Source organism: Janthinobacterium sp. CG_23.4 (assembly GCF_029892305.1).
GTDB classification, from domain to species: domain Bacteria; phylum Pseudomonadota; class Gammaproteobacteria; order Burkholderiales; family Burkholderiaceae_D; genus Janthinobacterium; species Janthinobacterium lividum_D.
The window spans coordinates 2,679,388-2,693,510 of the sequence record NZ_JARXUX010000001.1 but is presented as its reverse complement, the minus strand read 5'-3'; the positions used below and the strand labels follow the sequence as shown (position 1 = coordinate 2,693,510).

Annotated in this window: 15 protein-coding genes and 1 pseudogene; 11 read left to right on the top strand and 5 right to left on the bottom strand. The window is 62.9% G+C overall.

The window, feature by feature from the left end; all coding sequences use genetic code 11:
- The first annotated feature begins 28 nt into the window (after positions 1-28).
- Both H4V96_RS12045 and H4V96_RS12040 read left to right on the top strand, forming a co-directional pair.
- Complete coding sequence (locus tag H4V96_RS12045; protein ID WP_196855098.1) at positions 29-1,309, top strand: arsenic transporter; 1,281 nt, start codon at positions 29-31, stop codon at positions 1,307-1,309.
- Between the two features lie 45 nt (positions 1,310-1,354).
- The gene (locus H4V96_RS12040; RefSeq protein WP_196855099.1) at positions 1,355-1,984 is read left to right on the top strand and encodes an NAD-dependent dehydratase; all 630 of its coding nucleotides are present in this window, start codon (positions 1,355-1,357) and stop codon (positions 1,982-1,984) included.
- A gap of 24 nt (positions 1,985-2,008) precedes the next feature.
- On the opposite strand, the gene H4V96_RS12035 is transcribed toward H4V96_RS12040, so the two are convergent.
- The 4 genes from H4V96_RS12035 to H4V96_RS12020 form a co-directional block, all read right to left on the bottom strand.
- On the bottom strand, positions 2,009-2,965 hold the full coding sequence (locus H4V96_RS12035) for a DUF2145 domain-containing protein (protein ID WP_280720962.1): 957 nt from the start codon (positions 2,963-2,965) through the stop codon (positions 2,009-2,011).
- A gap of 8 nt (positions 2,966-2,973) precedes the next feature.
- Positions 2,974-3,405, bottom strand: coding sequence for a hypothetical protein (locus tag H4V96_RS12030; RefSeq protein ID WP_196855218.1), 432 nt, complete (start codon positions 3,403-3,405; stop codon positions 2,974-2,976).
- 109 nt (positions 3,406-3,514) lie between these two features.
- Positions 3,515-4,348 carry an HDOD domain-containing protein gene (locus tag H4V96_RS12025; RefSeq protein WP_280720961.1) on the bottom strand — a complete coding sequence of 278 codons (834 nt, stop codon included), beginning with the start codon at positions 4,346-4,348 and terminating at the stop codon, positions 3,515-3,517.
- An 87-nt stretch (positions 4,349-4,435) separates the two neighbouring features.
- Positions 4,436-5,533 (bottom strand): acyl-CoA dehydrogenase, encoded by a 1,098-nt coding sequence (locus tag H4V96_RS12020; RefSeq protein ID WP_196855100.1) that lies wholly within the window; start codon positions 5,531-5,533, stop codon positions 4,436-4,438.
- Positions 5,534-5,651: 118 nt separating this feature from the next.
- Between H4V96_RS12020 and H4V96_RS12015 the strand changes: the two are divergent.
- The 6 genes and pseudogenes from H4V96_RS12015 to H4V96_RS11985 form a co-directional block, all read left to right on the top strand.
- A pseudogene (locus tag H4V96_RS12015) lies at positions 5,652-5,912 on the top strand (3-methyl-2-oxobutanoate hydroxymethyltransferase); the annotation flags it as partial.
- Positions 5,913-6,394: 482 nt separating this feature from the next.
- A complete protein-coding gene (locus H4V96_RS12005) occupies positions 6,395-7,189 on the top strand; it encodes a hypothetical protein (protein WP_196855101.1) in 795 nt (264 codons plus the stop codon).
- Positions 7,190-7,254: 65 nt separating this feature from the next.
- Positions 7,255-7,728, top strand: a complete 474-nt coding sequence (locus H4V96_RS12000) for a DUF1579 domain-containing protein (RefSeq protein WP_196855102.1) — start codon at positions 7,255-7,257, stop codon at positions 7,726-7,728.
- A 44-nt stretch (positions 7,729-7,772) separates the two neighbouring features.
- Positions 7,773-7,895 (top strand): hypothetical protein, encoded by a 123-nt coding sequence (locus H4V96_RS11995; RefSeq protein WP_261981103.1) that lies wholly within the window; start codon positions 7,773-7,775, stop codon positions 7,893-7,895.
- Positions 7,896-7,952: 57 nt separating this feature from the next.
- The gene (locus H4V96_RS11990) at positions 7,953-8,900 is read left to right on the top strand and encodes an alpha/beta hydrolase (RefSeq protein ID WP_280720960.1); all 948 of its coding nucleotides are present in this window, start codon (positions 7,953-7,955) and stop codon (positions 8,898-8,900) included.
- Positions 8,901-9,168: 268 nt separating this feature from the next.
- Complete coding sequence (locus H4V96_RS11985) at positions 9,169-9,579, top strand: GNAT family N-acetyltransferase (protein ID WP_196855103.1); 411 nt, start codon at positions 9,169-9,171, stop codon at positions 9,577-9,579.
- Between the two features lie 54 nt (positions 9,580-9,633).
- Here H4V96_RS11985 and H4V96_RS11980 read toward each other — a convergent pair whose 3' ends face one another.
- Complete coding sequence (locus H4V96_RS11980; RefSeq protein WP_196855104.1) at positions 9,634-10,695, bottom strand: nitronate monooxygenase; 1,062 nt, start codon at positions 10,693-10,695, stop codon at positions 9,634-9,636.
- An 87-nt stretch (positions 10,696-10,782) separates the two neighbouring features.
- Between H4V96_RS11980 and H4V96_RS11975 the strand changes: the two genes are divergently transcribed.
- The 3 genes from H4V96_RS11975 (at position 10,783) to H4V96_RS11965 (ending at position 14,111) form a co-directional block, all read left to right on the top strand.
- Positions 10,783-11,685 (top strand): LysR family transcriptional regulator, encoded by a 903-nt coding sequence (locus H4V96_RS11975; RefSeq protein ID WP_196855221.1) that lies wholly within the window; start codon positions 10,783-10,785, stop codon positions 11,683-11,685.
- A gap of 467 nt (positions 11,686-12,152) precedes the next feature.
- Complete coding sequence (locus H4V96_RS11970) at positions 12,153-13,001, top strand: tail fiber protein (RefSeq protein ID WP_280720959.1); 849 nt, start codon at positions 12,153-12,155, stop codon at positions 12,999-13,001.
- Positions 13,002-13,166: 165 nt separating this feature from the next.
- The gene (locus tag H4V96_RS11965; RefSeq protein WP_280720958.1) at positions 13,167-14,111 is read left to right on the top strand and encodes a tetratricopeptide repeat protein; all 945 of its coding nucleotides are present in this window, start codon (positions 13,167-13,169) and stop codon (positions 14,109-14,111) included.
- Positions 14,112-14,123: the final 12 nt, after the last annotated feature.

The following is a 14,123-nucleotide window of genomic DNA, read 5'->3' as shown; positions in this document are numbered from 1 at the left end:
AAACACGCCATTTACCGGAACTCAGACCATGCTGATCGCTTTCCTGATCTTTCTCGCCACCTTGACCCTCGTTATCTGGCAACCGCGCGGCCTGGGCATCGGCTGGAGCGCCGCCATCGGCGCTTGTGTGGCCTTGCTGGCCGGCGTGATCCAATGGGCCGACATCCCTGTCGTCTGGCATATCGTGTGGAATGCCACCGCGACTTTCATCGCCGTGATCATCATCAGCCTGCTGCTGGACGCGGCCGGGTTCTTCGAGTGGGCCGCCTTGCACGTGGCGCGCTGGGGCGGTGGTAGCGGGCGCAAGCTGTTCGTGCTGCTGGTCTTGCTGGGCGCGGCGGTATCGGCCGTGTTCGCCAACGACGGCGCCGCGTTGATTTTGACGCCCATCGTTATCGCCATGTTGCGGGCCTTGAAGTTTTCCGCCAAAGCCACGCTGGCCTATGTGATGGCGGCCGGTTTCATCGCCGACACGGCCAGCTTGCCACTGGTGGTGTCGAACCTGGTCAATATCGTCTCGGCCGATTTTTTCAAGATCGGCTTTGCCCAGTACGCGTCCGTGATGCTGCCCGTCAACGTCGTCGCCGTGAGTGCCACGCTGGGCGTCTTGCTGCTCTTTTTCCGCCAGGATATCCCGCGCAATTACGATGCCTCGCAACTCAAGCGCCCAGGTGCCGCGATCCGCGACCTGGCCACCTTCCGCGCCGGCTGGCTGGTGCTGGCGCTGCTGCTGGTGGGCTTTTTCTCCCAGGAGCACCTCGGCGTACCCATCAGCCTGATCGCCGCCGTGGGCGCCGCGCTGCTGCTGGGCGTGGCCGGCAAGGGCGAGGTGATTTCCACGCGCGACGTGATCCGCCATGCACCGTGGCATATCGTCGTCTTTTCGCTGGGCATGTACTTGGTCGTGTACGGCTTGCGCAATGCGGGCTTGACGGCTTACCTGACGGGCATGCTCAATCACTTTGCGCAATATGGCGTATGGGGCGCGGCCATGGGTACAGGCGTGTTGACGGCCTTGCTATCGTGCGTGATGAACAATATGCCGACGGTACTGGTGGGCGCGCTGGCCATCGACCCGGCGACGGCGCAAGGCGCCGTGCGCGAAGCGATGATTTACGCCAACGTCATCGGCAGCGACCTGGGGCCGAAGATCACGCCTATCGGCAGCCTGGCTACCTTGCTGTGGCTGCATGTGCTCGACAGCAAGAATATCCACATTTCCTGGGGCTACTATTTCCGTGTCGGCATCGTGCTGACCGTCCCCGTGCTGCTGCTGACCCTGGCCGCACTGGCGCTGCGCTTGTCCTGAGTTCCGTGTATGGTGCTGGCTGACAGCAACTTTAACTGGAAAGCCATGAAATTACTGCTTGTGGGTGCCACCGGCCTGGTGGGCCGCGAAGTGCTGCGCCTGGCGCTCGCCGACGCGCGCGTCAGCACGGTGGTGGCGCCGGTGCGCAAGGCCTTGCCGCCCCATGCGAAATTGCACGCGCCCCTCGTTGATTTTGATCAATTGCCGCCCGATGCACCCTGGTGGCAGGCAGACGCCTTCATCTGCACCCTAGGCACGACCATGAAGGTGGCCGGCACGCGGCAGGCGTTCTTGCGCGTGGACCACGACTATCCGCTGGCCGTGGCGCGCCTGGCGCTGGCGGCGGGCACGCGCACGTATGCGCTCAATTCGGCCGCCGGCGCCAACGCCGCTTCGCGCATCTTCTACAACCGCGTCAAGGGCCAGCTGGAACGCGACCTGGAGCACCTGGGTTTTGCCTCGCTCACGCACGTGCGGCCGGGCCTGATCGGCGGCGAGCGCGACGTGGCGCGCGCGGGCGAGGGCGCCGCCTTGCGCCTGCTGCGCGTGCTGGGGCCCGTGCTGCCGGCGCGCTGGCGCATCAATCCGGCGCCGCGCATCGCCCGCGCCTTGCTCGAAGCGGCGATGACGGCTGCGCCCGGGGTGCATGTCGTGACGTCGGAACACCTGTTGTGAAGGGCGCCCCCAATATGACAGTGCTTACCGTTGCTGAAAGTGCAGGCCGTCTTGCAGCGGCTGGGGCGCGTCGTCGTCGAGGGCGATAACCCGGTCGTTCGCGCCGGGCACGCAGCCGTCGGCGATCGCTTCCCAGCCCCGGTGCACCACCACCTGCTTGCCGTCATGGCAAATTTCGACGCGCTCGCTGGCGGGCAGGTGCTGGCGCGCGAACGCTTCCAGGCTGGCCGGCAGGCTCACTGACAGTTGCATCGTGCTGATGGCTTGCGCCGGGTGGTCGTCCATGTGCACCAGCGGCACGAAGAGTGAGCCGAGCATCAGCCAGCGCGAACCCACGTCGACGCGGGCGGGTGCATAAGATGCGGCGCGCAGCCAGTCTTGGGCGCGTGCGCGCAAATCCTTGCCTGCGACCAGCTCGCCCCAGGCGGCGGCCAGCAATTCCACCACCCACTGATTGCAATTCTGGTATTGCAGGCTGTAGGCATACGCGTTGGCGCTGTAGCGGCCTGCCAGTAATTGCTGCACGCGCACGGGGTCGAGCAGGGTGTGGCGCAGGGGCGACACGGTGTGCGCCGGCAGTTTCACGAGCGAGATGTAGCCGAGCGATGGATTATCCGTGCCCATGGTGAAACCGGCCGTGCCCTGGTCGAAGATGCGCGGGCGGCCTTCGTCGCAGGCGTAATACAGCTGGCGCGCGGACCAGCCCGTGTCATTGTCGTGGCGCCAGGCCAGTGCCGCGTGCGAATAGCGGATGCCGAAGCGGCCCAGGTCCAGGCCGGAGCGGCTGATCAGGGCCACGCTGCCTACACTGGCGGCCAGTTCCTCGCGCACCACGGCGGCAAAGCGCAACAGGCGGTCCTGTTCCGTGGCCGTCAGTTCTTGGGTGCGCTCGCAAAAGCGCGCGGACGCCATAGAAGTGCCTGCTTGCGCGGCGCAGGCGAAGAGTAGGGCGGCGCAGCTGGCCAGCAGGCGCGGCGTCACCGCCGCGATCAAAGGCTGACCGGACGCGTCGCCAGTTCGCCGTACCAGTCGTCGGCCAGTACCAGGAAGAAGGCGGCTCGCGTGTCGTTGCGCGAAAATTCGATGCCGTAGGCGCGGTTTTGCGCATGCACCAGGTCACCCTGCGCCAGTTGCTCCTTGTCGAGCGCCGCCTGGGGCAAGTCCAGCACCAGCGGCGTTGCCATGGCATCGGCTTGCATGGTCATGCGTGTCATGCCGGCCTGGCCCGGTACGGCGGCCACGTCGATGATGCGGTAAGGGCCATTGGCCACCTTGTTGTCGCGCGAAGAGCTGTTGCTTGAACCATTGAGCGAATCGGAAATGCTGCCGCTCGACTGGGAGCCGGCGCTGGAGGCCGAGGAAACGACGCTGTCGGCGTTGGCATTGCAAGCTAAGCTCAGCGCTGCGGCCAGGCCGAGCATGCGCAAGGAGGTAGTCAAGGCAGTTCTCCAGTGTACTAATATCGCAATAGCAATCGCATGAGAGCAAGCCGGGCCCATCCCGGCCGACATGATCATAGCAGATCGTGGTTTAGCTGAGCAGGACCTTGATTAGGCTCTGCGCTTCGGCCGATGGCTGCGTGCGCAGCACTTGCAGCACGGGATCGTGCTCCAGGTAGGCTTGCAGCGACGCGCTGACGGTGACGCTGGCCTGCGGCAGCGGCGAAGGCACGGGCGCCAGCGCCTTGGCCAGCAGCAGGGTGTCGCGCAAGCCCTCGGGCGGCAGCATGATGGTCGAGCCGGGCAAGGCGTTGACGGCATCGGCCACCGACAGCGGCACGCCCAGCTGGCGCATCAGCGAGCGGCCGATCACTTCCAGGGCGGACGCCATCTGCGTTTCCAGGTGGGCGTACAGGCCCGGGGTCTTGTCGGCCTGGGCCAGCAAATAAAAGCCGGCCACTTCATGCACGATGCCGGCGAACAGGGCCGTATCGGCATCCGTATGCGTGACGGCGCCGGCCAGCGCATGCGCCAGCGCCGCCACGTGCACGGTGTGTGCCCACAGCTCGGTGGCGCGGGCGCGCAAGGCTTCGTCGCGGATGCCCGCGTTCTGCTGGCGGATGACGGCCGCCGTCGCCAGCGCATGCAGGTTGCGGTGCCCCAGCCGCTCGACGGCGGCGCGCACGCTGGTGATGGCGGGCGCCTGGCCGGGCGCGAACAGGGCCGAATTGGCCAGCGCCACGGCGCGCGCCGACAAGGTCGGTTCGCACAGCAGCAGACGGCTGATGTCGGACGAGTGGCAATCGGGATTGGCCAGTTCCTTTTGCAGCAGCAGGGCCGTGTTGATGCTGGTGGGAAACGCCAGGGTTTCCGTTTCGGCACTGGCCAGGAGTTGTGCCAGGCTGCTGAGCGTGTTGACGTGCATGGGTAGGGGCCGCGAAATTGCAATGCCTCATAGTATCAGGCAATCCGGCCCGCATGGCGTCCGGCGGCCTTTTCAGTCATGCGCCTGTCAGGGCAGCAGCAATGCATGCTGGCTGGCCGTGTGAAAATCGCGCCACACGCGGTTGATGCGGCTGTCTTCGCGGGCCGCGTACAGGCCGCAGTACGGATACGCGCCATCGACGGCTGAGCGCGCGGCGGCCACCAGGGCCAGCGAAGCGGCCTGCACGGCTTGCATGGTGTTGTCGTCCAGCACCGCGCCGCCTGCCACCGTTGCCCAGCTGTCATCGAGCACGGCGTAAAAACGCGCGCGCGCGGCGGCGCAGGTGTCTTTCTTGCCTTGCAGCATGGCGGCCACTTCCGGCACCTCCAGCAGCGGCAAGCCGGCGCGCGCATGGCGGCGGTGGCGCATGCATTCCTCGGCCAGTTGCATGAAATGCCCGGCCATGCCGGCCACGTTGGCGGCCAGGGTCACGTAGGCCAGTGAATAGAAGGGGTAGCGGTACAGGGGGCCGTCGGCCGTCGCGGTGGTCGCATCGATGGTGAAACCGTGTTCCTTGGCAAGCCATTCTGCGTCGATGCGGTAGCTGTGCGAGGCGCTGGCGCGCATGCCCAGGCTGTTCCATGAGGGCACCAGCTGCACCAGCGCGGCGGGCACGAGGAAGGCGCGGATGCGCGGCTGGCCTTGCGCATCGAGCAGGGGCTGGCCATCGCGCTGCAGGCGGGCGTTCAGGGTAAAGTGGGTCGCCATGGGCGCGCCGCTGGCGTAGTCCCAGCTACCGGTGATGCGGTAGCCGTCGCCTTCTTCCTCGGCAAAACCGGTGGCCGCGCCGCTGCCACCGAGGCAAACGCGCGGCGTGCCGATAATGGCCTGCGCCAGCTCAGGTTCCAAGAACCCCGCGAACCAGCCCGCGCCCGCGCACAGGGTCAGTACCCAGCCCATGCTGCCATCGACGGCGGCCACGGCTTCTTCCAGGCGCACCACTTGCGGCAGGGGCAGCTCGGTGCCGCCCGCGCTGCGCGGCGCCAGCATCGTCAGCCAGCCGCGCCGGTGCAGCAAGGCTTGCTGCGCCGGATGCAAAAAGCGGGCGGCGTCGGCCGCCGGCGCATGGCGCGCGATGCGGCGCGCGTCGCGCTCGGAAAGGGTAGCAATGGCAGCGTGCGGCATGAGTAAAGTCCGGCAATGGCAAAGGCGGGCATTTTCGCACAGCGTGCACGGTTGCGGGGGGCAAGGTGATTTCCGCTAGGCGCTGCGCCGACGGTGCTCGTCCAGCGTTTCGCCTGTTTGCTATGACGCCCGTTTCGCCACCCTGATGAATACCTGTGGCGTGGAAAAGCTGCTGGTCGGCGCCGCGCTTGGCAATGTGGTGCAAGGGCAGGGCACGACCTTGCCCGTCAGCGTCGCCGACATCGCCTGCCACCCGGCCAGCCTGGCGACCGACATGCCGTTCGGCAGCTCTGCCACGCCGCAAGCGGCGTAGGATAATGCCGTCCAGCTGCTGCGGGCGGGAGCGCATATGGTCAAGCTGAAGGGCGCCAGCTGGCTGACGATCTTGTCCGGCTGCCTGCTGGCGGGCACGGGCCTCGGGTTGACCAACACGCCCGTCACCAACACGACGACGGGCGCCGTGCCCGGCGAACGGGCCGGCATGGCGTCCAGCATCGACATCAGTGCGCGCATGGTCAGCCTTTCCATCAATATCGCGCTGCTGGGCTTTATTCTCGTCGCAGGCATCCAGTCCGCCTTGCGCCAGCATGTGCCTGCCGGGATGGATGCGGCGGCGCTGCGCGCCATGGTGGAAGGATTGTCGGCAGGCAAGGGTGCCGGCGCGCTGCCGGCCGGCGTGGCGAAGCTGGCGCTGGCACAGGGATTTGGGACCGTGATGCTGTATGGCGGCATAGCCGCCTGCCTGTTCGCCGTGGCCAGCGCGCTGGTGTTTGGTGCCGGGCGGGACGGTGCGCTTGGGGCGGGGCGGCTATAATCTGGGCACGTTGGCAAGTGTTGCTCAACGTCATTACGAGGCCGCCCATGCATAAACTGATTTCCGAACTCACCCGCCTGTACCTGTTCGAGGAACAGCAGCACTACGTCGATGCGCAGGGCGGCGCGCAGCCTTTGATGCCGGCCGTGCTGGCGCGCCATCTGTCGGGCGAACAGACGGTGGCCGTACAACTCGTGACCAGTAGCGGCCTGACGCGCGCGCTGGTGCTGGAGTTTGGCGGCAAGGGCGGCGGCGAAGCGCACTGGAGCGCGCTGTGCACGATCGCCAATGCCGTGCAGCATGAGCTGGACTTGCCGGCGCCCGCCGTCAGCATCTCGGGTACGGCGTTCCAGCTGTGGCTGTCGCTGGCCGCGCCCGTGCCCGTCGCCCAGGCGCGCCAGTTCGTGCAGTTGCTGCGCTCGACCTTTTTACCTGCCTCGACCGACATCCTCGCCACCGCGCCGCCAGACGACGTGGAGCAGGTGGCGCTGCCGCCATGTTTGCAGCCGTCGGGCAAGTGGGCCGCCTTCATCCACCCCAGCATGGGCGCCGCCTTCGTCGACGAACCGGGCCTGGACATGCCGCCGCCGCCAGCCGCCCAGCTGGGCTTCCTGGAAAGCTTGCGCAGCATCAACCCGACCCAGTTCGCGCAGGCGCTGGCGAAATTGCAGGGGCATGCGGGGCTGGCTGTCGTCTTGCCCGCTCCCGTCGTCGCCGCATTGCCAGTGGCAACGTCCGCCAGTGCGCCGGGCTTGCTGCTGCAGGACGCCACGCTGGAAGATATCGTGCGCTGGCTGCATGCGCGCAATATCGAGCCGACTTTGCGGCACAGGTTGCCTTAATGGGGCGATTGCAGATGTTGGCGGCAGACGGCCAGTAGCGGACATTTTCACGGATGTGACAAAGTATGCATTTTTCTTGCCGGCAATGCAAAGTCAGGCCGAGCAACGCGTTAAGTCCCATCCAGGAAACCATCAATGCACTTGCCCGCCGAGAAAAACGCCCCACCCGAGATTTTGATTTCATCATCGGCGATTGGCTGGTGAAACATCGCCGGCTCAATTCCAGATTCACCAATTGCAAGCAATGGACGGAGTTTGACGGGCTCTCTTCGACCGTCAAGACACTGGGTGGCTTTGGAAACCTGGAGGATAACGTTCTCTACTTCCCGGAAGCTAGCTTCCGGGCCCTTGCCCTGCGCTCGTTTTGTGTGAAATCCGGCACCTGGTCGATCTGGTGGCTCGATGCACGCAATCCGACGACGCTCGATGTCCCTGTCGTTGGAAAATTCTCCAATCACATCGGCGTATTTTTTGCAGATGACCTACTCGATGGCCAGGCAATCAAAGTACGCTTTACCTGCACTGCCACACTTGGGTAAAATCCGCGCTGGGATCAGGCTTTTTCCAAGGACCAAGGAAGAAAATGGGAAATGAACTGGATGATGGATTTCGTGCGCGCCACACAGGCAATGGCAGCCATTCAGCCTTGAAGGCTGAGGTTGTCAACGACGGCAAGCGCGCAGAAGCAGTCAGTCAGATTGAATGACTGACTCTGATTTCGGCATCAAATTTTGTCGGCTCACCATGTCTGGAATGAAATTCTGTGAAATATCTTCTCAGTACTATTGCGGTGCTTGCTTGTACGAATGTGCACGCGGCTGCATGGCAGCCTGCCAGCGGACAGCAGCAATTGCCGATCTGGCCTGGCGCGATACCTGACGCGAAATCAGCCGCTGGACCGGAAGACGAGGTGACGTTACGGGAAGATCGGCTCATCGCAGGACGGCCCTGGCTGGAACTGGACAACGTTACGCGGCCTACGATGACAATTTACTCGCCACAGGGAAGGAGCACGGGCGCTGCCGTTATCGTTTTTCCCGGCGGAGGCTATTCGGCGCTGGCCATCGACCTGGAAGGAACGGAAGTTTGTGACTGGCTGACATCGATTGGTGTTACGTGCGTGCTGTTGAAGTATCGTGTCCCCGGATCAGGTCCCCACTGGGATAAAATCCGTAATGTCCGTGTCATTCCCAAGACGCATACGGCGTTGCAAGATGCACAGAGAACGTTGGGCCTCGTTCGCCATCATGCCGTTGACTGGAAAATTGACCCGAACAAGATTGGGGTGCTCGGGTTTTCTGCAGGCGGTCACCTGGTCGCGTCAATCAGTACGCATCGTCAACGGATCTATGTGCCGGTTGACAAGGCAGACGAGGAAAGTTGTCGTCCCGATTTTGCGGTGTCTGTTTATCCTGGCCATATGTCGGTCAACTATAAAAATGACCTTTCAAAGTTGAACCCAAGCATTGAAGTGACCAGTCAAACACCTCCGACTTTCCTGCTGCATGCGCAAGACGATCCGGTAGACCCGGTAGAGTTTTCTCTTCTCTATTATGCGGCCCTGAAGAATGCAAATGTACCCGTGGAGATGCATTTGTTCGCCGAGGGAGGGCACGCGTTTGGGCTCCGTCCTACGCAGCTTCCAATCACGAAGTGGCCCATGTTGGTCGAAACGTGGCTGGGTACGATGGGAATGATACCCAGGAAATGACAATGCAATACAGGTGGAAAGACCAATAATTCACCAATTTATCCTTTTCAACCTGGAACGGCAATATTGCAGTGTAATACAGCCAGAATGCGAACCTGAATACATGAAGATTAAAATTTGACGCGCCGAGCTCAAGGAACGCCGGATAGTCAGAAACCTGACAATGAGCAATGGCAGGGGCCGATATTCTGGGTCGATACGCACGTCACAGCGCCACTGGTTTAAATCGAGTCAACTTCCAGCGAAATCGCACCATGTAATCTGGCCTATGAATATCAACTACACATCCGATCAGCCATGCGCCGAGGCGTTCAAGGCACTGTACGACACGACTGGCTGGGGGCCGGTATCACGCGGGACTGCGTTTTATCAAGATGCACTTGTCGGCTCCTGGTGTTCGCGATCCGCTTATTTGAGCGGCAAACTTGTTGGTTTTGTGCGTGTCATTTCGGATGGCCGCTTGCACGCGTTTGTCACCGAGATGATTGTTCACCCCGAATTTCAGCATCGGGGAATCGGTGCGGCTTTGCTCAGTTCCATTCTTGACGGTTGTCGCGACGCTGGCATTGCAGATGTTCAGCTTTTCAGCGCCAAAGGCAAGTCGATATTCTATGAAAAACTGGGATTTTCCTCGCGGCCGGAAGATGCGTCCGGCATGCAATTGAAGGCAGCCACCTGAGTACACTGCGCCCGCAGCGTCGAGCCAGATATCTCTCTGGCCGGCATGCTGAAATCAAGCCGCCATTTCCCTGGCCAAGGTCAACACCAGTTCCTGCGCCCCCATTTCCCGCGCCAGCGGGGCGCCCTGGCCGGCCCATTGGGCGGCAAATTCGCTGTCGCCGTGCTGGCTAGCTGCCGCGTTCAATTGTTTTGCGGCATCGTAGGCGACGGGGTAATCGGCTGGCGGCGGGCTGCCCGGCGCTTCGCCATGCTCGATCAGGCGGTTCACCATGCCGCGTGCCAGGCGGCCCGAGAGCACGCTCGTCAGGCGCGTGGATGCTGCCCGCGCGCTGCGCAGGTTGGCGCGGTAGCTGGCATTGGCCGACGATTCCGGGCACAGCACGAACGCCGTGCCCAGCTGGGCGGCCACGGCGCCCAGGTCCAGCGCGGCGCGGATGCCTCGTCCATCCATGATGCCGCCGGCGGCGATCAGGGGTAGCGTGCTGCGGCCTGCCAGCAGGCGCAGCAGCACGCTGGTGCTGTGGCGCTCGTCCGGCGCTTGCGGATCGAAGACGCCGCGATGCCCACCCGCTTCCACGCCTTGCGCCACGATGGCGTCGACCCCCGCCTGTTCGATCAGCATCGCCTCGCGCACGCTGGTGGCCGTGGCCATGGTGTAGATGTCGGCCTGGCGCAGGGCGGCGATTTTCTCCGTCGCAGGCAAGCCGAAATGAAAGCTGACGACGGCGGGGCGCTGCTCCAGCAACAGGGCGAATCCCGCTTCATCGCCGACAAACGTTGGATAGATTTCATCGAGCTGCGTTGGCACGGGTGCGCCCAGCTCCACAAACAGGGGTGCCAGATGCGCCAGCCAGGCCGCTTCGCGCCGCGCATCCCTCACCGCCGGCGCATGGCAAAACACATTCACATTGAAGGGCTTATTCGTCAGCGCGCGCGTATCCATGATCATCTGGCGCGCCTGCGCCACGCTGCCGGCGCCGATGCCCAGAGAACCCAGGCCGCCCGCATGCGAGACGGCGGCGGCCAGGCGCGGCGTGGAGACGCCCGCCATCGGCGCCTGGATGATGGGCAATTGCAAGCCGAGGCGGTCGAGGAAGTGCTGGGACGTGGTCATGATGTTTCCTTCATCAAGTTGAGGATGCCGCATTTAATTCTTATTATAAGAATATAATAGCATAATCATTCTGAAAGAAAGAACATGATGGAAATGGAGTCATTGACGATTTTTTGTGCCGTGGCCAGTGAGTTGAGCGTCACCCAGGCCGCAGCGCGGCTGGGCCGCGCACCGTCCAGCGTCACCACGCGCATCCAGCAACTGGAAGCCGATATGGGTGCGCAACTGTTCGTGCGCACCAATAAACGCATGGCACTGACGGCGGCGGGCGAGCGCTTTCTCGAGTACGCGCAGCGTCTGCTGGCACTGGCGGAAGAGGCCAGGCATGTCGTCACGGGCGGGCGCGAGGGCGGCACCTTGCGCGTCGGCAGCATGGAAAGCACGGCGGCCAGCCGCTTGCCGGCGCTGCTGGCTGCATATCACGCCCGGTATCCGGCGACGCGCCTGGCGCTGAGCACGGGGCCGTCGCGCCCCCTGATCGAGCAAGTGCGCACGGGTTTACTCGATTGCGCCTTCGTGGCCTTGCCGCCAGCCTTCGGCGGCGCGGCCGCGCTGGGTGAACTTGGCCTGGCATCGGCATCCGTGTGGCGTGAGGAATTATGTTTGCTGCTGCCGGCCAGCGAAGGGCCGGTGCGCCGCGCTGTGGACGTGCGCACGCGCTCGCTGGCGGCGTTTCCGCAGGGCTGCACCTACCGCAGCATCGCCGAAGAGGTGCTGGGCGTGGCCGGCAGCACGCAGTGGCGGGTGCAGGAGCTCAGTTCGTATCACGCCATGATCGCCTGCGTGGCGGCCGGCGCGTGCGTGACCTTGTTGCCGGCCAGCGTGCTGGCGCTGTCGGACGCGCCTGCCACCCTGAAAACACTTTCGGTTGGGCAAGCCGACACCTTGCTGGTATGGCGCGCGGGATTCGACGTGCCCGCGTTCCAGCATTTGCTGGTACAGCTAGATGTGAAGTTGCAAGAGCTTATGCGGACTGGATCTGAGTCGTGACCTCGGGGCCTTGCCAGCAATGTCCTGATGCGGCCGGTGCCAGTTGTAATGACGGTTCCATTCCTGCGCATGTGGGCACGTTCCAGCGCGTTGTTATAAATGAAGTCGTCAGCATATTCCCGCGTTTTCGCAGGTTTCAACAGAATAGAGGCAAATGACGCGAGCGGGGCAGCGCCAGGACTTGCTTGTCACCAGGTGTGTTTATCGGTTCGGGCGGTCGACCGGCGCGATGATGAATTGAACACATGATAATGCTCCGATACGCAGCGCTTCTTCAAGTTTATGCAGGCAGACTTCTCGGAAATGATGTTTTAATGTAATGAGTGACAAAAAATATTTAGCCACGACCGTGGATTCTAAATTATTATTGGCAGCAGTTAATTGACTGGTTTCTCAAATATTTCGCGTGTAAAAAGTTATTAAATTAGCCATAATAACCTGTTATATGTCATACCAAGGAGAGTAAGTTGAAATCATTCGTCAGGAATCGTGTTTCTAACGTCGCGCTGTTCGCAGGTGTGCTTGCGGCGGCCTGGAGTCCCGCCAGTTTCGCCTGCTCCGATACGCCGGTGCTGGCGAGTATTTGCGTCATGGCCGTGCCGTTGACGTTCGGTCCTTTTAATCGCCAGTATGTGCTCGCTGCCGGGCAGGATTTATCGATCAATAACTATACGGCGTTGTACTCCCTGATCGGTACCACTTACGGCCAAACTAATAATGTGACCTTCAAGCTGCCCGACCTGCGCGGCAGGTTCGTGATCGCTGCCGACGGCGTCAATTACAACACGGGCGATAAAGGCGGGAAAAGTGCCATCACCCTGACGACAGACCAGTTGCCGCCGCATTTGTTCACCGTGACCGCGCTTCCGGTTGCCCTGAGTGGGGTGAGCGTTGCCACGGTATTGCCTACGCTGAGTGGCACGGTCAATATCGCCAGCAGCGTCGTCACCGGCACGGTGTCGGACTTGAAACTGAACGTGGTCGGTAGTTCGGGCGGTGTCACTTCGCCATCCGGTAACTATCTAGGCAAGAGCACCAGCCCTCTCGTTAACGTCTATTCCAGCGCGACGCCAGATGCCACGCTCAATGCCGGTGCCATCAGCGGCGGCAAGGTGTCGGTAACGCTGCCTTCCAGTACCGCAACCGCTAGCGTGCCAGGCGGCGCAGTCGCGGCAGGAACCTTGGGCGGCACTGCGACCGTCAGCGGCAAAACCAATAGCGTCGGGACGGGTGCGGCGATTGATATCAGGCCGCCGTATATTGCACTGACGTATTATATCGCGGCGCAAAATGCCCTGTATCCGAGCCGCGACTAAGACTAAGTAATGCCGATGTTGTGCTGGTCGGCAATGAGGCGCGCCAGCAGCGCCTCATTGCCAGCCGGGACGGCGCTTGCGTCCGTCACTGGAGATGCTGCAGTGGCTGAGCAGGCCACCAATAACGATTTTAGCTGGGATGCTGCTTTGCGTAATGTTGATGCAATGATCACTGCCGCGCTGTTTGCGGTCACGCTGAACGCGGGCGCCGCTGCGCGCGACCTTTCTGCCGAGTTGACGCGCGCCAACAAGGCCTTGGCAGCGCACGATTATGGGCTGGCGTACAAGGAGTATGCGCGCGTTGCCGCCGGCAATCCTTTGGCGCAATTTAACCTGGGACTGATTGAACGCGAGGGCTGGGGACGCCCGCGCGATGCTGTCGCAGCCTGTGCCTGGTTCGGCAAGGCGGCGCAAGGCAAGACCCCGGCGGCGCAACAGTTTTTCGGCGATTGCCTGGCCGCCGGCACTGGGCGTGCCGCCGATGGCAAGGCTGCCGTGGCGTGGTATCAGAAGGCGGCGCAATCAGGCATCGCGTATGCGAACTGCTCCGCCGGGGAACTGTATATTCGTGGCCAGGTCGTCGACAAGGATGTCGCGCGCGGCCTGGCTCTGTGTGCGCAAGCGGCGCAGGCCGGCTCGGCGCCGGCCATGTTGCGTCTTGCCGACTATTACAAAGACGATCAGGATGTGCCGCAAGACCTCGCGGCTGCGCGCTACTGGTATCAGCAGGCGGCGGAACACCGTTTGGTGGTGGCCCAATACCGCCTCGGCGTGATGCTGGGACAGGGCGAGGGCGGCGCCGCCAACCTGGCCCTGGCCTTGTTCTGGCTCGAGCACGCGGCCTCCGACGGGTATGCGCCCGCTTATTTGCCGGTGGCCATTTTGTATGGCAACAGCGCGCCGGACCCTGCCACCGGCGCGCTGACGCCGGACAGCCTGGCCAAGATTTACATGTGGAGCCGCGCGGCCAAAGCCAGCACCAGCAAGGCGGCGGACATCGCTGAAATCGAAGGTATTGAACAACTGCTGCAGCAAGTGATGCCACCGCAGTGGAAACCCGAGCTCGACCGCCGCGTAGCCGAGCATCTGAATAAATTTACTGTTAAATAAAATCAAGCACAG